General features: G+C 44.0%; 15 protein-coding genes and 7 pseudogenes. 20 read left to right on the top strand and 2 right to left on the bottom strand.

Annotated elements, in window-relative coordinates:
* Positions 1-15: 15 nt before the first annotated feature.
* From XI25_RS14400 to XI25_RS14425, 7 genes and pseudogenes are all read left to right on the top strand, one after another.
* A pseudogene (locus XI25_RS14400) lies at positions 16-2072 on the top strand (glycoside hydrolase family 95 protein); the annotation flags it as partial.
* Between the two features lie 90 nt (positions 2073-2162).
* Positions 2163-2405, top strand: a complete 243-nt coding sequence (locus XI25_RS36890; RefSeq protein WP_442950395.1) for a glycoside hydrolase family 95-like protein — start codon at positions 2163-2165, stop codon at positions 2403-2405.
* A 372-nt stretch (positions 2406-2777) separates the two neighbouring features.
* Positions 2778-3461, top strand: a complete 684-nt coding sequence (locus XI25_RS14405; protein WP_046679208.1) for a response regulator transcription factor — start codon at positions 2778-2780, stop codon at positions 3459-3461.
* Complete coding sequence (locus XI25_RS14410) at positions 3462-4463, top strand: sensor histidine kinase (protein ID WP_046679209.1); 1002 nt, start codon at positions 3462-3464, stop codon at positions 4461-4463. It abuts the gene before it with no gap.
* Between the two features lie 101 nt (positions 4464-4564).
* Positions 4565-5503, top strand: coding sequence for a VanZ family protein (locus tag XI25_RS14415; protein ID WP_046679210.1), 939 nt, complete (start codon positions 4565-4567; stop codon positions 5501-5503).
* A 90-nt stretch (positions 5504-5593) separates the two neighbouring features.
* Positions 5594-6276: pseudogene (locus tag XI25_RS14420) on the top strand (ABC transporter ATP-binding protein).
* Entirely contained in the window at positions 6273-8864 is a 2592-nt protein-coding gene (locus tag XI25_RS14425; protein WP_046679211.1) for an ABC transporter permease, read from the top strand. Before XI25_RS14420 ends, XI25_RS14425 begins: the two are co-directional and overlap by 4 nt.
* 77 nt (positions 8865-8941) lie before the next feature.
* Here XI25_RS14425 and XI25_RS14430 read toward each other — a convergent pair whose 3' ends face one another.
* A complete protein-coding gene (locus tag XI25_RS14430; RefSeq protein ID WP_235439884.1) occupies positions 8942-9649 on the bottom strand; it encodes a hypothetical protein in 708 nt (235 codons plus the stop codon).
* A gap of 170 nt (positions 9650-9819) precedes the next feature.
* Here XI25_RS14430 and XI25_RS14435 point away from each other — a divergent pair, with 170 nt between their 5' ends.
* The 5 genes and pseudogenes from XI25_RS14435 to XI25_RS14455 all read left to right on the top strand — a co-directional run bounded on the left by XI25_RS14435 (position 9820) and on the right by XI25_RS14455 (position 14334).
* A complete protein-coding gene (locus XI25_RS14435) occupies positions 9820-10629 on the top strand; it encodes a helix-turn-helix domain-containing protein (RefSeq protein ID WP_046679212.1) in 810 nt (269 codons plus the stop codon).
* Between the two features lie 156 nt (positions 10630-10785).
* The gene (locus XI25_RS14440; RefSeq protein ID WP_235439885.1) at positions 10786-11799 is read left to right on the top strand and encodes a phosphotransferase; all 1014 of its coding nucleotides are present in this window, start codon (positions 10786-10788) and stop codon (positions 11797-11799) included.
* Positions 11800-12074: 275 nt separating this feature from the next.
* On the top strand, positions 12075-12905 hold the full coding sequence (locus XI25_RS14445) for an AraC family transcriptional regulator (RefSeq protein WP_046679214.1): 831 nt from the start codon (positions 12075-12077) through the stop codon (positions 12903-12905).
* Positions 12906-12991: 86 nt separating this feature from the next.
* Positions 12992-13981: pseudogene (locus XI25_RS14450) on the top strand (ABC transporter substrate-binding protein).
* 15 nt (positions 13982-13996) lie between these two features.
* Positions 13997-14334 (top strand): annotated as a pseudogene (locus XI25_RS14455) (cupin domain-containing protein).
* 50 nt (positions 14335-14384) lie between these two features.
* On the opposite strand, the gene XI25_RS14460 reads toward XI25_RS14455, so the two are convergent.
* A complete protein-coding gene (locus XI25_RS14460; RefSeq protein WP_046679216.1) occupies positions 14385-15422 on the bottom strand; it encodes a helix-turn-helix transcriptional regulator in 1038 nt (345 codons plus the stop codon).
* Between the two features lie 272 nt (positions 15423-15694).
* Between XI25_RS14460 and XI25_RS14465 the strand changes: the two genes are divergently transcribed.
* The 8 genes and pseudogenes from XI25_RS14465 (at position 15695) to XI25_RS14495 (ending at position 26962) form a co-directional block, all read left to right on the top strand.
* Positions 15695-16279: a sensor domain-containing protein gene (locus XI25_RS14465; protein ID WP_046679217.1), complete on the top strand. Its 585-nt coding sequence runs from the start codon at positions 15695-15697 to the stop codon at positions 16277-16279.
* Positions 16280-16381: 102 nt separating this feature from the next.
* Positions 16382-17841, top strand: a pseudogene (locus XI25_RS14470) (ATP-binding response regulator); the annotation flags it as partial.
* A gap of 720 nt (positions 17842-18561) precedes the next feature.
* Positions 18562-19128: a hypothetical protein gene (locus tag XI25_RS14475; protein ID WP_046679218.1), complete on the top strand. Its 567-nt coding sequence runs from the start codon at positions 18562-18564 to the stop codon at positions 19126-19128.
* A gap of 71 nt (positions 19129-19199) precedes the next feature.
* Positions 19200-20873: pseudogene (locus XI25_RS14480) on the top strand (DUF6138 family protein).
* 131 nt (positions 20874-21004) lie between these two features.
* Positions 21005-21109 (top strand): annotated as a pseudogene (locus XI25_RS34670) (Crp/Fnr family transcriptional regulator); the annotation flags it as partial.
* 154 nt (positions 21110-21263) lie between these two features.
* Entirely contained in the window at positions 21264-21449 is a 186-nt protein-coding gene (locus XI25_RS36295) for a hypothetical protein (protein ID WP_046679295.1), read from the top strand.
* A 273-nt stretch (positions 21450-21722) separates the two neighbouring features.
* Positions 21723-24797 carry a type 2 lanthipeptide synthetase LanM family protein gene (locus XI25_RS14490; RefSeq protein ID WP_046679296.1) on the top strand — a complete coding sequence of 1025 codons (3075 nt, stop codon included), beginning with the start codon at positions 21723-21725 and terminating at the stop codon, positions 24795-24797.
* A gap of 32 nt (positions 24798-24829) precedes the next feature.
* Positions 24830-26962, top strand: coding sequence for a peptidase domain-containing ABC transporter (locus tag XI25_RS14495; RefSeq protein ID WP_046679219.1), 2133 nt, complete (start codon positions 24830-24832; stop codon positions 26960-26962).
* The last annotated feature ends 7 nt before the right edge of the window (positions 26963-26969 follow it).

Here is a 26969-nt window from a genome sequence, read left to right on the forward strand (position 1 = left end):
CTGAGGTGTTGATCTATGTCGAACGTTCAGAATAAGCTGTATTATACAAAGCCTGCACAGCAATGGACAGAAGCTTTGCCGCTTGGCAATGGAAGAATCGGGGGGATGGTTTTCGGAGGTGTGCGGCGGGAGAGAATTCAATTGAATGAGGATACACTGTGGGCCGGTTATCCAAGATCAGAACATAACCCCAATGCCGCTGCTAATCTGGCAGAAGCACGTCGTTTGCTGGCGGAAGGCAGTTATATAGAAGCACAGAAATTGATTGAAGGCAAAATGCTAGGTATAGGGGGCAGTGGAGTTCAGCCATATCAACCACTCGGCAACTTGTACCTCGATTTCGAAGGTGAATTGGAGGATCAAGGTTACAATCGAGAGTTAGATTTGAATACGGCAATAGTATCAACCCAATTGGGTGAAGGTAACAACCGACAGAAACGCTCTGTGTTCATCTCGGCTATTGATCAAGTGATGGTTGTACGTTTAGAGAGCGCTCACTCTGATGGACTTCATCTGACAGTTACATTGGATTCAGAACTTCGACATTCTATTCAGCGGGTTCAGGATGGCAGTATGCTCATGATGGGGCGCTGTCCCAAACAGGTACAGAATCATAACAACAATTTAGAACCTGAAATTGTATACGATGGGGAAGAATTTGGAAAATCAATGCGTTTTGCTGCGGCAGTTTCTGTGCTTCAGGAAGGTGGCGAAGTGTGTTCAAATGCTGACGGATCGATAAAGGTAAGCAGAGCGCAAACCGTTACACTTTTGTATACTTCAGCAACGAGCTTTAACGGATTTGATCAAATACCAGGTACAAGCGGTTTGGATCCAGTGGTTCATTGTATGAAAGTATTGAAAGCAGCAGAATGCAAAAGCTATGAGGTGTTACTTGAATCTCATCTGCGCGACTATCAAGCTTTATTTCATCGTGTGGAGTTAAAATTGGGTGAATCGCATTTCGCCAATAAGGCTAACATTCCTACAGATGAACGGATTAAAGATATTATGTGTGGAATGGAAGATCCGGGTTTGATGGCCCTTGTGTTCCAATTTGGTCGTTACTTGCTTATTTCCAGCTCACGGCCGGGTACACAGGCGGCGAATCTACAGGGGATATGGAATGATATGATTCAACCTCCATGGAATTGTGACTATCATTTCAATATTAATTTGCAAATGAATTATTGGCTTGCAGAAACTTGTAATTTGTCAGAGTGTCATGAGCCACTATTTTCGCTAATAGAGCAGCAAGTGGTTACGGGTAAAAAAACGGCTCGGATTCACTATGACTGCGATGGTTGGACGGCGCATACGATGTCCGATATTTGGCGGACGAACAATGTTGGGCCGTGCGGCGATGCGGAGTGGGCATACTGGCCGATGGCAGGTGCATGGTTATGCCAGCACTTGTGGGAGCACTACTTGTTCACACAAGATCAGGAGTTTCTGGCGCAACGTGCTTGGCCGATACTCAAGGGAGCAGCACGGTTTGTACTTGACTGGCTCATTGAAGATGATGCAGGACAATTGACTACGAGCCTTCTGTTTCACCGGAGAATAAATTTATTACACCAAATGAAGGATTTCCATGCGCGGTATCTCAAGGAAGTACGATGGATATATCGCTATGCCGTGAGTTACTGACGACGATCGTAGAGGCTAGCGCGATACTTGATATAGATAAGGCGTTCGCTCATAAATGTGAAGAAGCCAGGGAACGATTGAGGCCATTAGAAATAGGTGTAAATGGACAGGTCATGGAATGGGAGCGGGAGCATGTGGAAAACGATCCACTTCATCGTCACGTTTCCCACCTGTATGGCATGTATCCTGGTAGCGAATTCAGCGTAGAACGTACACCAGATTTCAGCCAGGCCATTCGGCGTTCGCTCGAACTTCGAGGTAATGAAGGTACGGGCTGGAGTATGGGGTGGAAATTGGCATTGTGGGCCAGGTTGTATGATGGTGATCAGGCGATGCAGGTACTACGCAATTTCCTAAATATCATTGAAGAAGGCAGCTATGATTATCATCGAGGCGGAATTTACCCCAATCTGTTCTGTGCGCATCCACCGTTTCAAATCGATGGAAATTTTGGTGCAACTGCAGGGATTGCCGAACTTTTGCTGCAAAGTCATCAACAGGAAATTCATTTGTTGCCAGCACTTCCTTCTGCTTGGAGAGAAGGTTATATAAAAGGCCTTAGAGCTCGTGGTGGTTATACAGTGGATATAACGTGGGAAGCAGGGAAACTGATGAGGGCGCGCGTGTTGGCTGAATATGATGGATTATGTAAGATTCGCTATTGCGATAAAGCGCTTCAAGTTTCGTTTACTGCTGGTGTTCCAGTGTTCATTTGTTTTGACCATAACCGGCATAAGCCGTTATATGTTCGATAATTAATTTTAATTTTGAGAACGTAGAAGAGAAGAAGTTCAAGTTTACCCGGCAGAAGTCCAAACGGGCCGGAACCATTCGGGACTGAGAAAAGAAATGGATTGATTAAAGAACAAAAAATAAATTTTCAGAAATCCTAACAATTGCTCGCTAATATTCCTGAAGAGATGTATGAATGGGCTTTGTCGAAGACCCGGATAAATTGCAATTGCTTTTTACTAGGAACATAGGGGTTAAAGGAATACAGCCATGCCGCTTCGTCGTTTAGTGCGGCGGAGCGGCAGTTTTTTTTTCGCCTGTTGCGGAAAAAGTCTGTTATAATGTCGACACTAAGATGAGGAGTGAATTTACTCTAACGTAAGGATGATCTGCATATGAAAATGTTATTAGTCGAAGATGATAAGACGATCGCGTCCGGTCTGGAATATTCGCTGCAGCAAGATGGTTATCGGGCCGTTCTCTGCCATGATGTCGCCTCAGCCAAAAAGGTGCTCGCCGAAGATATCGATCAGTTCGCTTTATGCTTGTTCGATTTACAGCTTCCGGACGGGAGCGGTTATGAATTGTGCAAGATAGTGAAAGAGCGGCGAAACATTCCGGTCATCTTCTTAACGGTGATCGACGATGAGGTCAATGTCGTGATGGGGCTCGACATGGGAGCCGACGATTATATTACCAAACCTTTTCGGGTTCGTGAGCTTCTCTCCCGGATCAAGTCCGTCTTGCGGAGATACCAGAAGCCGTCCCACGCCAGAGCGATCATAGACATCGACAATGTCCGAATCAATACGCTGGAAGGCAAAGTGTATAAAAACGGCACCGAAATTCCGCTGACCGCCTTAGAATATCGCTTATTGCTGATCTTCGGCAACCACGTTGGACAGGTCCTCACAAGGAATCAGCTCTTAGAGCAAATCTGGGACGTGGCCGGAGACTTCGTGAACGACAATACGTTAACGGTGTATATCAAAAGGCTGAGGGAAAAGTTGGAGGATGATCCTGGGCATCCGACTTTGATCAAAACGGTACGCGGTTTAGGCTATAAGGTCGGTGATTAGATGCTGCGCAATCGGGAATTTCAAATGTTATTGCTCGTCATGGGCTCGATCAGCATAACGGGGACCGTGGTTGCTGCTTTCTTTTCGTCCGTCGCGGCAATATTCGTTTTCATTGTATCCATGCTGCTCATTGGCACGAGTATGTTATTCACGAGATGGAGATATCGCGAGCTGGCTAAGCTGTCCGTCTATTTGCGGGAAATAAGCAACGGCAATGATTCCCTCGACGTTCGCGATAACCAAGAAGGCGAGCTAAGCATTTTAAAGAATGATATTTACAAAGTGACGCTCATGCTGTCGGAGCACCGGTCGCTATTGCAACGGGATAAAATTCAACTGACGGATGCCATATCCGATATTTCGCATCAACTCAAAACGCCGCTCACCTCGATGACGGTAATGGCGGATTTGCTAAGCGCCCCTGACCTGCCTCCAGCCAAAAGAACGGAGTTCACCCATCATATTCGCATCCAGCTTGAACGCATCGACTGGCTTGTTTCTTCTTTATTAAAGCTATCAAAAATGGACGCGAAGACCATCCCATTCAAAAAAGATCGAATACCCATGAAAAATCTTATCCAAAAGGCATTAGAGCCGGTTATGATTCCGATGGATATTAAAGGACAGACGTTTTCCATCGCGGGCGATGACAGCGTCTCTTTTGTAGGCGATTTCAATTGGACTGCCGAAGCGGTCATCAATATTTTGAAGAACGGCGTGGAGCATACGCCTGAAGGCGGAGCGATCGCCATCGCATTTTCCGAAAACGCGTTATTTACGGAAATCGTCATTGCTGACAACGGAAAAGGCATTCCGAAAGAAGATTTGCCTTATATTTTCAAACGTTTTTACAAAGGAAAGAACGCTAGCGAAGGGAGCATCGGCATTGGGCTTGCGATGGCTCACAGCATCATTGCCAGCCAGAATGGCGTAATCGATGTGACGAGCGACAGCGAGAAGGGTACGCAGTTTCGGATTAAATTTTATAAGCACGTTATTTAGCAGCACGCCGTAAGTGACTGAATTGTCACCTCCATCGTCACTGGAAAGTCATTTTAGACAGATAAAATGATATTCAACAGATGAACGATGGAGGTAAGACCATGCATTTGAAGCAACAGCGTAAGATTATTTTTGCTATCACGATATTCTACACTCTTTTTATTCTTTATTTTTTGTTTTTCGCTTTCGGCAGAGTAGGTAAAGTAGATCACAACAACGAGTATACCTTTATTTTTTTACCGGACGATTTTTTTAGGGTGCCAGGCCTATCCGATCTTCTACATCCTACGTTGATGGATTTTGTGGGTTTCGGGAACATCGCAGCCTTCATTCCTTTTGGCATATTGATTCCATTGTTATATCGAACCAACTTTGTTCGCTTTATGACATTGTTCATCCTGTCCATTCTCGTGCTGGAGACCATTCAGGCATTAACTTTGCTCGGAAGCTTCGACATGAACGACGTCATACAGAACTCATCGGGCGCAGCCATCGGATTCGGGGCGTACAAACTTGGCTTTCGTACAAAAAACAACCGGAGAAATATCGTTGCTACGGGCATTGCCGGGATTGTCTTGATGCTCGGGGTGTGGGGGATCTTCGGAATGCTTGACCAATCGTTCACCAAAGACATGGGCCCCTTTGTGGCGATCAACGAATTGAAGGATAGTACTGGGAATCCATCAACGGGAACCAAACAGGCCAGTCTTAAGATTGGCGGTCAAGTCGTGGAACCTAAGTATAATGTGTATAGCATCGAAGGTAAAAACAAGGAAACGTTCACGTATACGTTAGGCAATAAGAAGGAGTTGTATCTTTTCTTGAATTATGGAATTCCCGATCATAAGGATTTCCAGGGCAGCATCAGGGTTACCGTCGATGGACAAGAGTTCCTGTACGCATCTGCAGAAGCCGGGCGCCATGAGCCGGATATGAGCCTAATTTTTCTTCCCCAAGCAAATGAGCTTAAGATAACCATTGAGGGGAATGAAACCCTATGGGATGTGGGATTTAAAGAGATGGTATATACCTGGAATTGAGCATATAGGGAGAGCCTATGCTTCCGAAGTGAGTTTTGTACGAAGTCGATTCAGGAAGTAACGCTCACAAAACTTTTAGGAGGCATGGCAATGGAAATTTTAAAAATCGAGCATCTGTCAAAAGAATACGGCACAGGCGAATCGGCGGTGAAGGCGCTTGACGATGTTTCCTTTTCGGTCCAAAAAGGCGAATTCGTGGCGATTATCGGCCCGTCCGGCTCGGGGAAATCGACGCTGCTTCATATGCTGGGCGGCGTGGATCGGCCAACTGGCGGTAGAGTTTATGTACAAGATACGGACATGTATGCCCTGAACGAAACGCAACTGGCCATCTTCAGGCGCAGGCAAATCGGCCTGATCTACCAGTTTTTCAATCTGATTCCCGTCCTGACGGTCGAAGAGAATATTACGCTGCCGATCTTGCTGGATAAACAAAAAGTAGATCAAAAGCAGCTCAATGGCCTTGTGAATACGTTGAATTTGCAGCATCGACTAAACCACCTTCCGAATCAGCTATCCGGCGGGCAGCAGCAACGGGTCTCGATCGGCAGAGCCTCATCGGCAATCCTGCGATCATGCTGGCAGACGAGCCGACCGGGAATCTGGACAGCAAGAATAGCAGCGAGATCGTCGACTTATTAAAAATGCTGAATAAAACCTATCATCAGACGCTGATCGTAATTACGCACGACGAACAAATCGCCTTGCAAGCCGACAGGATCATTTCAATTGAAGACGGGAGGATTGCCAAAGACGAGGTGATAAGGCGATGAATATTGTCAATACATTAACCATCCGGCATCTGAAGCAGAACAAGAGACGAACGCTCGTAACCATCATCGGCGTCATCATTTCGGTTGCCATGGTGACCGCTGTCGCTACGCTTGTTTTTTCCTTTTCGGATTTAATGATCAGGCAAGCCATCGCGGATACAGGGGAGTGGCATGTCCGATATCAAGATATAACTAAAGAGCAGCTTGCGGCGATAAAGGGCGATGACGCAACCAAAACCGTTGCGATCACAAGAGACCTTGGCTATGCCCCATTGGAAGGGGGACAAAATCCCAATAAGCCGTACTTGTTCATTAAGGAATATAATGCGCAGGGTTTCGCGCAATTTCAGGTTGAACTAAGCAAGGGGCGTCTTCCGCATACGGATAAGGAAGTCGTGATTTCCGAGCCCGTTGCAACAAACGCCAAAGTAAAGTATGAGATCGGCGATCGTCTAACCCTTCGCATCGGCGAACGATTCGAACAAGGGAGCGACCAACCCCTGGATCAGACCGAAATGCTGCGTAGGGAAGACGGCAAATTGACCGAAACGTTGCAGCAAATAAAGACAAAGGAATATACGGTGGTAGGCTTCATCAAGCGCCCCGTGTGGGAATCGGCTTGGGCCCCGGGCTATACGATCATCAGCTATGTCGATGATAATATCATCGGGACAAACGATCGAGTCGATGCGTCGGTGGTCTTGCGGAGTGTCAATCCGTCCTTGTTTTCTCATGCGGAGGATTTGGCTACTAAAAACCAAATTGAAACGGTCCAATATAATAACGGATTGTTGCGTTATTACGGCTTGTCCAAAAGCGAAGCCTCGTACAGCATGATGTTCTCCTTATCGGCGATCATTATGGCGGTTATTATGATTGGCTCGGTTTCGCTCATCTATAATGCCTTTGCGATATCCGTCTCGGAACGTTCCCGCCATTTAGGGATGCTTGCGAGCGTGGGGGCTACGAAAAGGCAGAAGCGAAATTCAGTGCTTTTTGAAGGAGTCGTCATTGGCCTCATCAGCATTCCCATTGGCATCCTATGCGGTCTTGCCGGGATCGGGATCACCTTTGGGTTCATGAACACCATGATTGAAGGGGCATTATGGACCACTGAAAAGCTGAGGCTCATTGTCACGCCGTTATCGCTCCTGATCGTCTGTGTTGTGTCTATGTTGACGATTTTCATTTCGACGTACCTCCCGGCGATCAAGGCATCCAAGGTATCCGCGATGGACGCGATTCGCCAGACTACCGACATCAAGCTGACAGCCAAAGCCGTGAAAACGTCCAAGTTCATTCGCAAGCTCTTCGGAATCGAAGCGGAAATCGGGCTGAAAAACTTAAAAAGGAACAAACGGAGATATCATGCTATTCTTTTTTCGCTCGTCATCAGCATCGTTTTGTTTTTATCGGTATCGTTTTTTACGGCCGGCATGAGACAATCCCTGGAACTGTCGCAGGAAGGCGTCAAATACGATATTGAAGTGTCGTACAGCAACGGAAAAAGAATAGATGACCGGTTGATGCAATCGATTGTATCCCTGAATGGCGTTACGGAATACAACGTGATTCAGGAGTTATATAAGAACGCTTGGGTTGATGCAGCGAACATCGCCGATGAATTGCAAGAGAAGGTGAAGAAGGATAAGAGTTTACTGCAAGACGGGAAATACCCTTACGACATTAAGATTCATGCCTTGAACGATTCGAGTTTGCAAGCCTATGCCAAAGCGGTCGGCGCGGATTACGAACAGCTTACGGATCCGGATCATCCCGCCGCGATCGTGATGGATACGATTCATTACAAAGATATGGACACGGGAAAATATATTCATACGAAGGCCATATATACGAATGTCGGTCAAAGTATGGAGCTAACGAACTTCTATAAAGAGAATGGGGAAAAAACGAAGGCAAACAAAGTGATCGTTGCCGTATTGACGGACCAGGTTCCTATGGGGATGAACATGACAGGCCTAGGCGGGTTAAATATGATCGTGTCGGAACGTGTCATGAATCTACTGGCAGACGACGAGGATCTAGCCAACGTTTCGACGTACCTCCATTTGAAAAGTACGGAACCGATGAGGACCCAGCAGGAAATCGAAGAGATGCATGAGACCAATCTGAATGTCAATAACGTATATCAATCCAGAAAAAGCGAAGAACAACAGATTCTATTGATGTCCGTCTTTTCTTACGGTTTTATCGTATTAATCTCGGCGATTTCCATTGCGAACATTTTTAATACGATCTCGACGGGCTTATCCCTTCGAAAACGAGAATTTGCGATGCTGAAATCCGTTGGCATGACGCAAAAAGGCTTTGCGAAAATGATGAACTACGAAAGTATTTTTTATGGGGCCAAGTCGCTGATGTTCGGGCTTCCCGTCAGTTTCGTCCTGATGGTTCTGATCTACAGGGCATTTGCGAACAAATTCAGCTACGGGTTCACCCTCCCTTGGATGAGCATTCTGTCTGTCATTGTCGCCGTATTTGCCATTGTCGGTTCCGCGATTGTTTATTCCGGCGCGAAAGTAAAAAAGGAAAACATTATTGATGCATTAAAGCAAGAGAATATATGATAGGCCATCGCCCTGACTTGGTGAAGTCAGGGCCTGCTTCGTTCTGGTGAGTCTCAACCCCGATATGGACGCGGGTATTATTTTGTGATTGCAGAGGGCGATGATTTTGCACGATACCAGGCTAGGGACTCGGTTATGATGTCGAGCAATGCAATCAAGACGATGGCATTTACGAGCCATTCTTTCACATTGGGCCAGGTCGACATAAGGGTTGTAAAGTCATTTCCATCGGTGGGTAGAAGGTTCAAGGCAGTTAAATCTTGGATGAAATGAGGATTCCACAGTGCATTATCCGCAAGCATGATACACACAAGTATTGTTGTCATAATTGTCATCACAATATGGAAAGTCAGCAACTTGCTCGATCTATAATGTACAACAATTCGGGCAATTTCCCTTATAATGGCTAACGAGGCTGCAATCCATAGAAGCGGCGGCCAATAGTGATGGAATACATCGTTGTTCAGAAACGGGACGATCGTGAACACGCCATCGTGGTTCCTCCAAATTCCGAGCAGATCGGCTGAATTGATGCAGAGCACCATGACCACAATCGTAAAGAATATTCCCAATATCGGCCTTCTCTTTTTGATTTTCATCTTGGCGTCCGGAATTCGCGGCAAATCGGAGGTTCTCCACGCTTTATTCCTGCTGCCGCTGCCAACGCTATTTAACCGCTGCCTATAGTCCATCCAAGCGAATACAACGGTGACCCAAAAGAATCCTTGTGCAGCACGCTCACTTTGTGATACGGTGGAACGAAAATTCATGTAACCAAAGCCCAATTTATCCGTAATTCTCCATTATGCATTAATTGTTCAACCCACAGAATTTGTATGATAAGGAACAAAAATATACTAGGGGCGTGACACAGACTATAGAACCATATAAGCTGCTATCTGTATTACTATCACGAATAGAAGAAAATATTTCAGGTACGAAGGAGACGGAATATTTGGCCGATCTCCCGATTTCCCATGTTCATTTGCGACGACTCTTTAAGTTCGCTTTCGGCGTGCCGCTACAAAGCTATATCCGCTCTCGAAAGCTGGCTGTCAGCTTGGAGAATTTGATGCAAACCGAGAAGCGGATCCTCGATATTGCCATCGAATGCGGTTATGAACATGAGCAAACCTACATCCGCGCGTTTAAGCGTGAGTATGGGCTTACGCCTGGCGAATGCAGAGAATCCGGCAGAAACATTCACGTAACACCGCCGTTTCATCTGTTTCCAAACCACAATGTTTGCGGAAATTTGGTGTACGGGCCGAATATGGTCATGATACCATCCTTTCATTTGATCGGGTGTATGCATCGAATTGAGATCGCTGAAGCACCGACAGAAGCGCCCGAAGCGGCCAAACAGTTTTGGTGGAACAAGCGGCTTAAAGTGCTTAATTCTATAGAACCCAATATCTATTACGGGTTAACGAGGACACCTGATCCATCGCTTAGTTGGACGTACTATCTACCGTCTATGCGTGTAATGGATCTGAACGATATTCCTGACGGCTTTACAGGCGACACCGTCCCTGCTTCTATGTGTGTCGGCTTTCGCTATATTGGGAACCATCATTACGAGGAGATTAGCGAACTACGCGCAGAAGCGCTGTATACGGCCATCGATCGGCTCGCTAAGGAGCGCAACGGGAGATATGAGCTGCTAGATAACGAATACTTCTTCGAAAAAATCGACATCGATGCATACGATGGTCAATATTTCCAAATGGAATGGTTTGCGCCTATCCGAGTGAATTCCACTTGAAATGATCAAAAAAGTCCATTGGGCATGCCGCCATTGTGGTATGTTCTATTTGTATCGTAATCATAAATAGAGGTTTTACGAAAAGGAGAGATAGTTATAAATTATAACGAAGTTGTTACAATCGAAGACACCTATTTACTTACAGCAGTATCTGAGTTGTTCGGATTAGAAGGCTATGAAATCCGGCAGATCCCGCCACATGAAGGAGGGCGGAATGTCGTTTATACCTGTGAGAAAGAAGGCGAAGACGCCAAAATACTCCGAATCTCTTTCTTACCTGACAGGAGCCGGGAAGATTTTCTGGCCGAAGTGGAGTATATCAGGTATTTATTTGAGCATGGCGGAAGTGTCTCAAATGTAATCAGCTCCCGAAAGGGGAATCTGCTGGAAGAGATCACCTACAATAACCACACCTTTTTTGTCTGCCTATTTCATAAGGCTAAGGGCAAAATGCTTGTAGAAAATCATTATCGGTATCGTGAAGGCGTTCCGATTTCAGAATATTATTATAATTGCGGCAAAGTCCTGGGGAAACTGCACCAAATATCGAAAGGATATACACCTGTCCATCGCCGGTATAGCTTTTTTGATAAATATAATGCAGAATATATCGATAAACTGATACCCGACTCTTTGTCCCTGCTTAAGGAAAAGCTGGTAGAGCTCCTTCATACTTTAAGAGGATTGGCCAAGGATCCGGAGACTTTCGGTATGATCCATTTTGATTTCAACGATGGGAATTATTCGATAGATTTTGATACCGGGCAAATAACCGTATATGATTTCGATAATTCATGTTTCGGTTGGTATATGTATGACCTGGCAGATCTCTGGACAAACGCCGTGGGTTGGATACAATTTGAACCAGACGCCGGTAAACGTAAAAAGTTTATGGATGATTATTTTGAGACAGTACTCGCAGGATACAGATCCGAGACCAAGATTGACGATTCGATGTTGGATAAGCTGCCTTTATTTTTTAAATTAACCCTCATGGAAGGTATTGTAGATACATTCGAGGTCATGCGGAACAACGGCGAAGATCCAGCGTGTGACGAGGGACTGTCGTATCGGATTAAATGTCTGGAAGACGATATCCCGTATCGGGGATTTTTCCATGAAATTTACTCGTGTGAAAAACCCTTTGCGTATGAGAAACGAAATATTTAGTTTTTGCCCTTAAAGCCCCTGTGAGTTGTCTCGCAAGGGCTTTTTTTCATGCGATTGAACGTTATTGCTTCTTTCGACATATCTATTGACAATGATAATCGTTATCAATAATGTAGAACTAGATGAGAGTTCTCATACCTCTCAATGCCAATGCCTCCGAGCTGGAACAACAGCTTGTTGAATCGTATGTACTGCTCGTGGTTAATAGCTGCACAGGATGTACAACGATCATCTCAGGATTACCGGCAAACTACGATTGGAATGAGGTATGCAATGTGAAAATCGACGTAAATCAGTTAGCAGAGCATTTTGCACACACTCCTTTTCAAGTAGAAGGAGTATATCGATATGCTAGAAATCCAGGTGTGCCTTACGCTGACTATACAGATTCATTTCCTGGATTTGTGTTTCCACTTACAGGGAAGGTACAATTTCAATTTAATGGCACGCCTTATATCTTTTCGCCAGGAAAAGTTGTGCATGGGGGTGCAAAAATGAAACTAGATCAAAAAATGTTTGGTATAACAAACTGGGAATATATTCTTGTTCAATACCGGATATGTAATTCAGAACTAGAAGAGTCAAGCTTTTCTCATCAGCATTTTGAATTATCAACAGGGCAATCTCCTCGTCTTATCGATTTAATTATGCGTCTTTGGCATGTGTATAATCAGCGTGGGGGTATTTCGAAGTTTCAGACTGAAATGCTATTTCGCGAAGTACTGAATGAGACCTTATTATGTGTTATTAATAGGGAAGATAGCTGTGGAACAACATATACTTTATTCGAACGGGTATCTAATTATATTCATGAATACTATGATCAAAGCCTTACAATAGCATCGCTTGCAGAACAAAATAACGTTAATCGAAATCGACTTTCTTATGTATTTAGAAGACATGCAGGTATGGGGCCAGCAGAATATTTATTAAAATATCGTATAAACATGGCACAAGAAATGCTATTTACAAGTGATGCGCCTGTACAACAAATTGCGCAAACGGTTGGAATTGTTGACCCCTTTTATTTTAGTAGAGTGTTCAAGAAACAATTTGGTATTTCTCCTACGGAATATCGAGAGAAGTTCATTAATAATCCATGCTAATTTCAACAGGCATCCATTCAAATCTAAAAATTACTTTACTATACTAATGGCAAACGAAGGAAAACATGATGGTGGAGGAATTTCGTATGCAAAAGATGAAAGGACTGCTAATCGCAATGCTATTGTTAGCAGGCATACTAGCAGGTTGTAGTGAAACACCTGTTGAAAATAAAGGATCAACGACAGAAGGCGCATCTACATCAGCAGTTAATATGGATGCAACGGATCCGGATTGGCCAAGAACATTTAAGGATGCCTTAGGGAAAGAAAGTGTTATCGAGAAAAAACCAGAAAAAATAGCCGGTCTATGGTATTTTTATCCTGAAATATTAGTTGCATTAGGTGAACCGCCTGCTGCTTCTACTGAAAAAGAGTACCTATCTTCTTTATCTTATTTAAAAGGAAAGCTGGATTCAACTGAAGACCTAGGAGATAAAACGGCTCCTAATGTTGAGAAAATTCTATCTATTGCACCGGATTATATTTTAGCAACAGAGTATCATGAAAAAATGTATGATTCACTAGAAAAAAGTTGCGCCAGTCATTACGTTAAAAACCAAGGATATCTATGAAAATTGGCAATATGGACTCCGTACAGTAGCAAGATTATTGGAAAAGAAGACGAAGCGGAGAAAGTAATTGATAATATGATGAAAGAAATCACAACGGGGCGTGAAGCATTAAAGACGATTCAAGGAGAGTCAGTAGCACTTATATTGTCTTGGGATGGAAAAACTTTTAATGTTCTAGGTGAAGGAAATCCTGTCTATACACTTGCGTTTGATAAAGAAAAGGGACTGGGGCTTACACCCGATGATACATATAAAGGTACTAATAATGAATTTACTACGTTTGAAGGAATATCAACTATTCAAGCAGACCATATTTTCCTTATAGGTGAGATTACAAAAGAGGAACAATTAATGAATGAATTAAAACAAAGTAATGTATGGAATAATCTGAGTGCCGTAAAGAAAGGCAATGTCCACTTAATGGATACTTCCGCGATTACTGGTGGCCCATTAGCCATCGAATACGCGTTACAAAATATAACAAATACCTTGGGTAAGCTCTAAAAAGGAGGAATTAATATGCATTACCAAGCTATTAATCTGAATGAGAAGCTATCTAAAATCAATGATCTTTGGTCTCCGAAAGTCGTTGGTGAATTGAATGACTATCAATTTAAACTCATTAAGATTGCTGGGGATTATGAATGGCACAGTCATCCAGATACCGATAAGGTATTTATGACGCTCGAAGGGGAAATGATCATTGATTTTCGAGATGGTCAGGTTAAAATTTCCAAGGGTGAGATGTTTATTGTCCCAAGGGGAATAGAGATGAAGCCTTCCGCCGAAAAGGAATGCCATATCATGTTGGTGGAGCCTAGAGGCGAGTAAACACTAGCGGTACTGAGTCCTTTTGAGTGTGGAATGAAAAGCCCCTTCCGCCGAACTAGCGGAAGGGGCTAGTCGTTTATTTTTCCAGCAATGTCTTAAAGTGATCTATTTCTCCTTGATGAGAATCAATTGTCCTACCCTCTGTAACGTTCCAGTCACTTTCCAATAGTCGAATGATTTCTTCGAGCTTTTCGATAGCCATATCATATTTTCCTTGAATTTCATATATATGCGAAATGGCTATCAATGAATCCGTATATTTTGGATATGGCTGTAGTTCGTGACCTTTGGAGTAGTATTCAATGGCTTCGTCGTATCTGCATAGTTTCGCCATACAGTCTCCTCTAGAGGACCACGCACGCCAATCATGAGGATACAGTTCGGTCATCTGCTCCCAGAGAACGAGTGCCTGAGAAAGGTTACATTCTTCCTTGCATATCAGACCTCCATATAATTGATATAAATAACCTGGATGGAACTCGTTCAATCTTTCTAGAATTTCTTTAGCTTCAGCACATCTGCCATCTGCAAGTAAGTAGTTCATAAGCCATACATAACCCCGCCAGTAATCTGGATGATTTGGCACAAAATTTTTATAATACTCTATGAGTTTATGGTGGTTGGAGAAGTTCCAGTCAAATAGGACTCCATTCTCTGCATCCCGTAAAGCGTTATGATTCCTTTTATGATTTGGAGCTAATATCAGTGCATCTTTGGCGTAATGGGAAGCTAATTCACGGTGCTCCTCTGAACGATGAATATGCAACTCGGCTAGCAATGTGACACATTGGGCTTTTTTTTCGTTATTATTAAGTTTTTCTTTAAGGAATTGTTCAGCATAGGTAAAATCATCTTTTGATATAAAATGTTCATTACTAATCATATTTTCAATTCGCTCTATATGGGTATCATCGGTTAAGGCAAACAGCTCATCAATGGTAACACCTAAAATCACAGATAACCTAGGAAGCAATTGTATATCAGGCATGGTTACATTGTTTTCCCACTTAGATATTGCTTGGGATGACATATTCAGTTTTGCCGCAAGTTCTTCTTGAGTCATTCCTTTTTGTAAACGTAGTGCTTTGATTTTTTTACCTATCTCAATATTCAATTGATTAACCTCCGATTTCTATTATGTCGACTAGTCAATTGCATTATAACTTTTTGTTTAAAATACCCTCAATGACCGCTTGGTTAAACGAATCAACTTATCCGTTACAAAGGTGAAAAATTTTATTGAGGGAATATCTGAGGATTGAAGGTAGGAACGAATCTCTTGATAGGACGCTTTCGCCATGTGTCATATGACACAATGGCACTGGAAGATATGACATCGAGAACCTTAGACTACTATGACTACTTGTAAAGGATGTGGGCTCTTTGATGACTAGAACCGTCAGCTTCATTCAAAATGGCTATTTCCTGTTATTCACTTTCGCTACAGGGGTGTTCTACTTTAGTTTTTATCTCGTCGCGCTTACGCTAGGATTCAGTCTTTCGTTTACCGTCGCGGGCGTTCCTCTGATAACTTACGTTTTGCGGACGACTTCTACCTTTCTGCAATTTGAACGCATACAGACCAAGATCTATACGGATATTACGACAGCGCCATGCGTTAATCCCTTAAGCACCAATGCTTCCATCTGGCTCCAGGCAAAAAGGGAGATGATGAACAGGCGCAACTGGATGGCTATCGGCTGGTTGATGCTGAAGTTTCCGATAGGAGTTGCAAGTCTTATCATGGCGGTCATGCTATATGTACTTCCACTCGTGGTGATTGTCATTCCGTACTTGTTTCCGTTTATTAATATTTCCATTATGGATGTGCCAATTGACAATTTTGCAAAATCTGTGGTGGTATCGGCCGTAGGCGTTGCACTCATGATGGTGAGCATTAGGCTTGCAAGCCGCTTGACACGAATGTTAGGTCACTACACCCGTCTTATGATGAATAGCGTGAACCGCTAGAAGGCATGCCTCGATTTTGACGAAAAGTATCGTTGGGTGGTGGTGGGTACTCTATAATAGTTACGTAATGTCATACTGATCGTTATGAGGGGTTGATTCGTTATGTTCGATATGGTGAAGCAGTGGTTCTGGTATGACTGGCTCATGTTCATGATCCGATTGATTTGCAGCACTTCGCTCCTGCTCACTACCGTTGAGCGAGCAGCTTATTTCACGTTGCCGCTGTGGATTCTTGTGTTTTGGCAGATTATCGCTTTTTCTGTTCCTTGGCTGTGCTTGCAGCTCAATTATAAATACTACTTGCTTACAGAGATCGTGATCTCGGGCGGATTGTGCTTGTATTTAGCTTCATTCTTTCCGGAAGCCTACCTATCGTTCCTGGTGTATGCATTTTTAATCGCCTCTAACAGCGCTCAAAGAGCCTATCTCTGGTCAGGGCCTATATCCGTTTTATTCATACCCGCTACAATTAAATTGCTTACAGAGCAGAGTGATTTCTGGCTCATGACCATTCACGTTGGATTGGCGTATGTGATCGGGTTCTCTTTTCATTTATTGATGGTTAATCATCGTCAAAGCGAGATATCCGGGAGCAAAATGGGGTGTTGGAACAGTACTTATCGCAAGTCGAGCGTATCACGTTGGCTGAAGAACGAAGCCGGCTCTCCAAAGAGCTCCATGATACCGTCGGCCATGCATACACTTCCCTCATTATGGGATTGGAAACCTTGCGGCCTGAGCTGGCGACCGAGACAGGAATGGAACGGCTAGATTCCATGTTGAACCTAGCTCGTCAAAATATGGAGGAAGTAAGAGGATATGTGCATCAGATTGAATCTCCGCAGGAGGCGCTCCCACTGATTCAGCATTTGCGGAAACTGGCCGAGGAGTTTCAGGAGCACGCGAAGGTATCCGTTCGTTTTCAGACCTTCGGTGAGGAATACCCTGTAACGAAGCAAGCGAAGACAGCGCTGTATCGCTGCTTGCAGGAATCGCTCACGAATGCTGTGCGTCATGGACATGCGACGGAGATTACCGTGTCAATGAAATTTGAGCCTCAGCAGACGAGGCTCGAAATTCAAGATAATGGTCGCGGGATGGAACAAGTGCAGGATGGCTTCGGCTTAAACGCCATGAAAGAGCGAGCGTTGAATTTGCAAGGTCATATCGCCGTCTATACCGAATTGGGCGAAGGCACCCTCGTTACCTGCACCTTGCCGCGGCAAACGGAGCTTAAGGATGAAGTTATCCGCTTGTTAGTCGTCGATGACCAACCTTTCATCCGTGAAAGCTTGCGGATTCTTCTGGAGGAGCAGCAGGATTTGCAAGTAGTAGGGACGGCAGAAGATGGCGAACAAGCCATTGCGCTCTGCAAGCAGGTTCAACCTCAACTTGTCCTTATGGATTTGGACATGCCGAACATGGACGGGATCACCGCATCTCGTACCATGAAGCAACTGTGGCCCCAGATACGCATTCTGATTCTTACCACGTTCGAAGATACTGGGCAAGCTCTGGAGGCGTTGCGAAGCGGAGCTGACGGGTATTTATTAAAATCCATCAGGAAAGGGGCTGGAAATTATGCTGGACGGACAAATCTATCTCTTTACCTTTGCAAAAGCCATTTCCAAAATTCAGGTGAAAAGTAGGTAGACTCAGGACAAACAATCACTATAATGGAAATATCATACATACATAGAACCAATCTATAGGATATGGACATGAATCAGCTTTAGTAAAATCAATGAGGAAATTTTCGAGACTGTATGGGCACGGCTCCTTGCTTTAGACGGAGATGATAAAGAGTGGTGGTGAACCAAGATGGCTAAGGACGTCTGGGACAACAAGAGCAGGTGCCTTTTCTCGGCTTCAACTCCTTTTTGTCTATTCCAGATATCATCGAAACATGGTCCATGATGAATGATTTGTTTGAGGACGAAGAACAGGTGGATTGGATCGACGAAGATCGAATCAAACCTCTGATTTGGAGCAAAAAATGGATTCCGTTTACTGATTTTTGAAGCATCCTCACGTCTGATTCTGGATTTGGATCCGGGGAAAAACGGCATCTCAGGACAAATCTTTAAATATCACCCCGGCATGAGTTATCAAGAGGTGATTGCAAACTCATTTGAAGAGTTCTCGAATGAAATTTTAAAGAGGCTCCAAGCCAATCAATTTTCGTATAATGACGGTGTTATTACGTTTGAGGATTTCTACTTTGTTTGATCGTGAGGCAGGAATCACGTTGGTCCCGCTCGATATTGTTTACGGAGGCATGAATGAAACTAACTTTTTTATTAGATACGTATGGAACATGTGTAGGCCAGTTGAGAGATGAACTGTTGCCGTTAGAAGAATTAGCAGAAACATGGAAATTTCCGTACGATATTCATATGATATTCCGTGTTTTACCTGAAAGTTATGGCCGAAAAACATTTAGACGCTTTGATAGCCGGGATCATGCTCTATATTTAGACATCAGCATTATCTATGAGAAGTATCAACGGATGTCTAAAAATGAGCAACGCGAAGCCTTAGGTATTTACCTCTATCATTATCTGTCGGAATCGGTTGCTAAGTATAAAAAGCATGCAGATCAGGAAACACAAGATCAATTTTTAGCCCAGGTAAAAAATTGGATGTTGGAAAACAATTGGTTGGATGGAAAGATCCATAAAGCAAGGGGACTTCTTGCGCAAAATACGGGACTCTATGAGGTCAGCCAACAATTGCAAATGCCATTGGAAGAAATTGAGTATATCTTTCTCCGCATGAATGACTATGAGCCAACGGAAGTTCATCCTGACAACATTGCAGCAGGAAAAGCCCCGCCATATCATTTGTAGAAGGCAGGCGTGTACAGGATTTCGTCACATGGCGAGATCAGCCGATGAAACACGCGGAAAGGCGGGAGACGATGAACACATTGCAGGAAGAAGCGCTGGAAGAGATGAAAACGGCGATTCATCAATGGTTTGAGGAACAGGAAAATCGAATTGACGTAGAGGGATTGGGCAAACGCACCACGCTGCAAATAGGCATCTTTGACTTTGTCACGTTGAATTATCGGCCGGGCAGGACCAGGGTTGACAGTTCGAAATCTGTGGGGAGTGCCGCAGGCAAAAAGTCGATGAAAGCTTCACCCTTTACGCGGGAGCAGGTATTGCATGAAGTTCAGCCCTTGCTGGCGGAAATCGTAAGGGGGAAGCTGGACAAGCTGGAAACGTCGCCGTTGATCAACTACCGGTTTACCTTTCAGGGAACCTTCGCAACGATGGACGGGCTTGTGGAATTAACGGTGGTGGAAACGGTATATGAAGAGAAAAAGCGGCAGCTTCTGGAGCGAATTCAGTCCTATATCGAGGAAAAACTGAAGAAGGGGGCTTCCCCGACAAACAGGCTGGAAACCTTCTTTTTGGCGCGTCATCTGCTGGATCCGTATTTGTTCCCCGAACCGGAAGCCGCAAAGACGATAGCTTTGTTTGACCGGATTCAGGAGTTGAATAAAGAACGGGTGGAAGCTCTCGCGGAGCATCGAAGAGATATCATTAGGGCTTTGACCCGCTGGGCCGAGAATGTATTTTTGCCGCGTTACTATGACGTTACCCGTTCCGAATACAGGACCAATGAATATGTGATCAAGCTGGATGCTGTTCTTGAGAATAAGGATGAGCCGAATCAGCCTATCGACCTTCTGTTGTACGGAGCGGTGATGATTATTCGTTACGAGCCGAACTTCAACAAATCCATGGGATAGACCTTTCTGGAGCTGGCGAAGCAGCTTGGCAGCGGCAAAGCCGCGCGTATGCTGAAGGAGGGCAGCGACAGCTTCTCGCAAGAAGACGTCCATATGCGCCATGAATTGGTCGGATGCAAGGCTAACGATGTTTTTTCCCTCTTCACAATCGTTATTCGCAAGGAAGAAGCCGGGGCGTACGAGCAGGCGATTTCGTTTATTCTCTTCCTGCTCCGGAAGGGCTTTCCGAGAAGTTACAAAATCAAGCTAAAATCCACCGTGAGAGAGGCATTGCCAGTCAAGGGGCTTGCCAAATCGGATACGCACCGTTTTTTTGCGAATGCGCTGGCTTATTCGGAGCTGCATCCGTTATTGGAGGAATACGCTCGTGAGGCGATGGAAGAGCATGAATGGTACGAGGATACGGAAAGCGAAAAAAGCGTAATGCCGGGCAGTTATGCCGTGTTCGGGCTGGGACTTTCGTCCGAGCGGTATTTTCCGCTTGTTGAAGCTTACATGGACCTTGTGGATGATGAGCATCAATTGGTGCATGACAAGTTTACAGCCGTTTTTGCCGAAACCTATGGCATAACGGAACGCTCCACTTCCACCTTGATCGCCTGCTTGCTGCGCTCCCACGATTCGCTAAAGCTGAAGATTCAGCCGGAACTGGAAAGCGAAGACAAGCTGTCGCTATTAGTGCAGCATATAGAGACTCTGTCGGATGACGAGGCCGAGCGGGTACTGTACCCGATCTGGGGCAGGGCGGAGAAGCTGGCTGCATTGGCCCGCAAGGCGCAGGAACCGCGCAAGGGGCTGCTGCTTCGTCTGCATAAGGCGGCGGGTAAAGCCTGAGGTACGCGAGAAGCAGAGATACGGGGAAACCTTTATAAGGATTATCCTGATCTTGGTTAGTTCTTAGTCAGTGAAAAAATAACGAAAGGAGCTGCTGCGGCATGCTCCTTTTGCATTTTCGCCGATAGACCCACTTTTATAACCAGGTACCCCAGCATCAATTGGCAAGTTATCTGGGGATGAGCCCGGAGTCATTAAGTAGAATCAAGAAGCGAATTTACCGAGCCCCTGTTTAGTCGAACTGTCGAGCCAAGGGCTCGTTCCCCCTCTGAACAGCATCCATAAAACTTTCATATTGTTATATTTTTCCCATTTACTCCAAATTACCCCTTACTTCGACAAATAGCCTATGATAAATTCATATATATGGAAGAAAAGGAGGTGATAACTATAAATTGGAAGAATCAAGTGGAAAATCTCAAGCTAGATACGTGTAATCCCGTGGGCAGTGTACTGTCTGAATTGACAGATACTGAGATGGAGACCGTGGCTGGCGGCGTTCAGGCGCAAGGTTTTACGGATGGCAATTGCCTTAAAACCGTTACATCGGACTGTTGGTGGATTTGTGGTGCATAAAAGAGCTGAAATTAGATATCGGTGCAATCATCAGGAATACGATACTAATTTTAGAGCTAGTTGAGTCACGGTTAGTAACGGAGCGATGAGGCAGTTAGGCTATACATGGACTTTTTGGGGAGGGCGTTGTGCTTGTACTATAGGAGCATTATACATAGTGCTTGCCGAGTGTACAGGTAGAAATGCCCTCCTATCCATGTAGGAATGCTTATCATCTGCTTCCAGATTCGTTTCAGTAAGTCACTTATATTATTGAAAGGTTGTTATTATACGGTGATAAATACTAGTGAAAAGATAAATTATTGGGCTAAATTTTTCTATGATAAAGAAGAGTATTTGAAAAGAAGCCTTAAAGAAGTCTCAAGTCTTGAAGTTGAGGCTATTTTTAATTTACGGAAAAACGACGATGCATGGAAATGCCAGTGGGAAGAGTTGCTGAATCGCTCAACGGAAGACGGCTTTTCCACTAACCCGCCGGTTTTTTCGGGATTCATTAAACGTTTCTACTTACAGGCTATTGAATTATGGGAGAAGCAAGGGGCAATTCATGACTTGGATTTTCATGCAAATGCCGCTGTTTTCAAAAGTATACTGCCGTCTCTATTCCAAAAAATCATGAATTTGAGTTGTAAAACTTTAATTTTGGAAATGAATGTATTAAGAGAGCAGGGACGACTATACGGAGAAACTCCAGAAAAGAGATATCAGTACTTTGAAAGCCTTCTGCATGATAAAGGGTATTTAATCCAGTTAGCCAATGAATACCCTGTGTTAATTCGTTCAATGCTTCGTATTACTGAAAAATGGGCAGTTCATGTTAGTGAAGTGTTAACTAGGTTTGAGGACGACTACTCGAGGATTGTCTCACAGATGCCTGAGGTCGAGCAGTTCGGCAAGCTTGTTCAGCTTCATATTGGCGCAGGGGACACTCATGATGGACGCAGTGTGACGATTTTAGAGTTTGCGACGGGGCACAAATTGGTATACAAACCCCGTTCACTCCAAGTTGATGAAGCTTATTACCGAATTTTGTCGTGGATGCGACCGTTTGGTATTCCATATATGAAAACGACTAAAACTATAGATTGCGGAAGTTACGGCTGGACAGAGTTTGTGGAGTTCTCTGAGTGCATATCTCTGGATGAAGTTAAGCAATTCTATCATAATATGGGAGTGCATCTGGCAATCATGTACATGTTTAATGCCACGGATTTCCATTACGAAAATATAATTGCTCATGGATCCAGTCCCGTTGTAATTGATCTCGAATCCTTGTTTCATCGTTCTATAAGTATGAAGAAATTTGAAAATAATGCGAATGGTCATGCCTGTGAAATACTGTCGAATTCCGTCATGTCTTCTGGAATGTTACCACAGTATATTTTCAAAACAGAGACGTACTCAGGTGTAGACATTAGCGGTATTTTTGGATACGGCGGAAAAGAAGTGCCCAATGTTATGCGTGTCGCCCACAGTAGAACGGACGGAATGAGGTTAGAAAGAGGGACAGGTGAAACGGGAAAAACTAATAATCTTCCACGTTATAATGACGAAGTTGTAGATAGTTATCGATACATTCATGACATTGAACAAGGTTTTGCTCAAGCCTACAGGATCATGATGGGGAACAAGAGCAGGCTGAAAGAAATGATCCGAGAGTTTGATTGCGTTAGAGTTAGAGTGATTGCTCGAAATACCAGAACGTATAATGAATTAATTCGTACGCTATATCATCCTGACTTATTGCGAGATGAATTGGATCGCAAAGTGGTTGTACATCGATTGTGGTTGCAATGCCTAGCCGATCCTAAACAATTAAAATTGGTTCCTCACGAGATGCGCGATATTGAGGACGGGGATGTACCTATCTTTTATACTTGTCCGGCTGAAAAAGACGCTTGGGCATCGAATAATGAGCGAATTCCTTTGTTATTCGAACAAACAGGGATAGACGTTGTAATAAATAAAATCGAAAAAATGGGCGAGAAGGATCTAAGGGAGCAGTTGCAATTATTACATATGTCTGTTTTGGCGTCCAAGCCTGACCTTTATTCCTACCGTATTCCTGAGATACAGTTAAAAGATTCAAGCGATGTGTTAGGAGCTAACTGGAAAACCGAGTGTGTCCGATTAGCTGCTTCCATTGGAGAAAGTCTGGTTCAATCGGCCGTTATATCTTCGAATCCTGCAGCTGATGACATCACTTGGATTGGTTTAGTAGGCAATCATGATGAGGAGAGGAAACTCAGACTAATTCCAGTGGGCTATGACCTGTACAGTGGAAATAGCGGAATCGCTTTGTTCTTCGGTTATCTATCTGAACTGACTGCCAATAACCAATATAAAGACATGGCTCGAAGAGCGTTGCAGCCGTTGCTGGAAATCATGAGGGAGAAGAGCAGTTCAAGTGAAGTATCGTTAAACATTGGAGCATTTAATATTGGCAGCATCGGTGGCGGCGTATTTGCCACCTATCAGTTGTCGCGTTTATGGAATGATGAACCGTTACTGCAAATGGTTAAGGAATACCTTCCTTACTATTGTCAACTCGTTGATAAAGACACCCAATACGATTATATAGGCGGTGCAGCTGGAGCTATTGATATACTCCTGCATATATACCACGGAACAGGCTGGATACATGCGTTGCAAGGTGCAGAGAAATGTGCGGAGCATGTGCTTCAGCATGCTCAAACCATGCCAGATGGCAGCATGGCTTGGTTGACGAAAACGAATCATGCACCCTATGTGGGGTACTCTCACGGGGTATCTGGAATTATTGCTCCATTATCGTCGTTATACAGGGTAACTCAACGTGCAGAGTACCTTGAATATATTGAAAAAGGATTACGGTATGAGCGCGCAAACTACCATGCTGAATTAAAAAATTGGGTTACTCCTGAGGATACGGCAAGTGTATCATGGTGTCACGGTGCGCCGGGCGTATTGTTGTCCCGACTCCGCTTGTTAGAAAACGGATATTGGGACGTTCATATTGATGAAGAAATTAATATTGCTCTGGAGACAACGATCCAATTAGGGTTTGGGACGGAACCTGTTTATTGTCACGGTGATTTTGGACAATTGGAAATATTGCTTTTTGCCGATTTAATTCTTGGGCGTAGTGATATTCGTGATGCTGTCAATGTAGTCAGGGCACATCTACTCAGACTTTTGAACGATCAACCATGGACTATCACGGGTGTCCATCGTGCTTTTGACATCAAAGGACTAATGGCCGGTTTGGCGGGTGCTGGATTTGGCCTATTAAAGCAGGCGTTTCCGGATAAAGTTCCAAATATTTTGAATCTGGAGAATGATGGATTTTTCGCTCCGATTTCTGGGTAAACCGTGTGATTCACTGGAAGGGAGAGTATGTAATGGGTCGGCGGGTACCTTATATTGAGCAGATGCATCAATCTGAGTGCGGACTTTGTTGCGTTGCAATGATATCAGCCTACTATCGGAAGGAAGTTTCATTATCTGGTTTGCGTGAGCGGACGGACGTTGGACGAGATGGTACAACGTTATTGCAATTGAAGAAAATTGCGGAGAGCCTAGGCTTTGCTGTTAAAGCTTACCGCATTGAGAGTATTGATCAATTTAATCAGGTCCCTCTGCCAGCCATTTTACATTGGAACCAAGGACATTTTGTGGTTCTTGAAAAGATAGATAGGAATCATGCTCATATTGTTGACCCGCGCTTCGGGCGGATGAAGCTCTTATTAAAGAGTTTCAGTGAGCAGTTTACTGGATTTGCGATGACCATGGTTTCAACAGAACAAGTCTGCGAAGAGAAGAACCCTAGTATTTGGTTGGACGTTTTAGGTTATCTAAAACCGCATAAAAAACTGTTCGTATATGTTTTGTTGATTACACTGGCTTTGCAAGTCGTCGTTGTAGGCATGCCATTATCCATGCAGTTTATGATTGACCAAGTTATGATTCCGATGAATTCCAGTTTATCTTTTACGGTTTTCATATCTATAATCAGTTTTCTGCTTGTTTACATGGCAATTACATTCGTGCGCAGTCGCGTTTTGGTTCGATTGCACAATGAGTTGAATGGTGAGATGCAGACACGTTTTTTCTCACATTTATTGAAGCTGCCTTATTCGTTCTTCTTACTACGTTCTTATGGGGACTTGCTTTTACGAGCGAATAGTTTGGTCACAATCCGAAATCAGCAGTCAGGTATGATGATTACAGGCATATTGGATGGTCTCATGGTGTTTGCATTATCTGGTTATATGTTATTCGTATCTCCTTTACTTGCGATGGTTGTATTTTTGCTGGTAAGCATAAATATTTTGTTTGTCATATGCACCAAACGCTTTGTGGCAGAGGTCAATCAGCAACAGATGGTGACGATGACAGAGGTGCAAGCTGTACAAACAGAAATGCTGCAAGGTATGATGGGGGTGAAAATATCAGGGGCAGAACAGCAGGTTTACTCGCAATGGTTTGATAAATTCAAGCGTTTACTGCAGGTATACCGCCGCAAGGAAAGTTTGAATAGCAATATTACAACAGCTGGCAGTGGTTTGCAGTTTATGTCGCCGCTCATTGTGCTAGGTACCGGCGTATTGCTAGTAACGAATGGATACAGCTCCATGACGGTTGGCACGGTCGTCTCATTTCAAGCGATCGCGACTCATTTTTTCCTTACATCATCAAGCCTTACGAATACGATAAGCTCATATATTCTTTCGTCTACTATATTGAAACGGATTCATGAAGTGTTGGAAGCGCCTCTTGAGCAGAACGAAGGTAAGTTACGAGTAAAAGTACTGGGCGATATTAGATTATCGCATGTTAGCTTCTCTTATTCGAAGCATAGTCCAAAGGTGATCAATGACGTTTCGTTGCATATTAAACAAGGGCAGAAGATAGCCATTATTGGACAATCGGGTTCTGGGAAAACGACATTAGCTCATTTGATGATTGGGTTATTTGCTCCGACCATGGGGGAAATATACTACGATAATCATGGAACCTCTGATTTGGATATGCAATACGTGCGTAAACAGATGGGGATCGTGCCGCAGGAAATCATATTATTCAATCGCAGCATTTATGATAATATTGCCCTTCACCGGAATGATGTAACTATGGATGAAGTAGTTCGAGCTGCAAAAGCAGCAAATATTCACGATGAAATTATGGCGATGCCGATGCAATATCAGACAATGTTAGCTGAAATGGGCAGGAATATTTCAGGAGGGCAAAGGCAACGAATCGCTTTGGCCAAGGCGCTGCTAAAGAATCCATCTGTACTTGTACTGGATGAAGCCACGAGCGCATTGGATCATATAAGCGAAGAGCGAGTAGACGCATATCTATCAAGCATTCATTGCACTCGGATTGTGATTGCCCACCGCTTATCGACGGTGATGAACAGCGACATGATTATTGTCTTGGAGAACGGGAAGGTCTGCGATGCAGGAAGCCACAATCAGTTGATACGTACTTCAAGCTATTACCAATATTATTATAGAGAAATGAGTTCATAACTGGACT

This window comes from Paenibacillus sp. DMB20 (assembly GCF_000987955.1).
Classification (GTDB): domain Bacteria; phylum Bacillota; class Bacilli; order Paenibacillales; family Paenibacillaceae; genus Paenibacillus_AQ.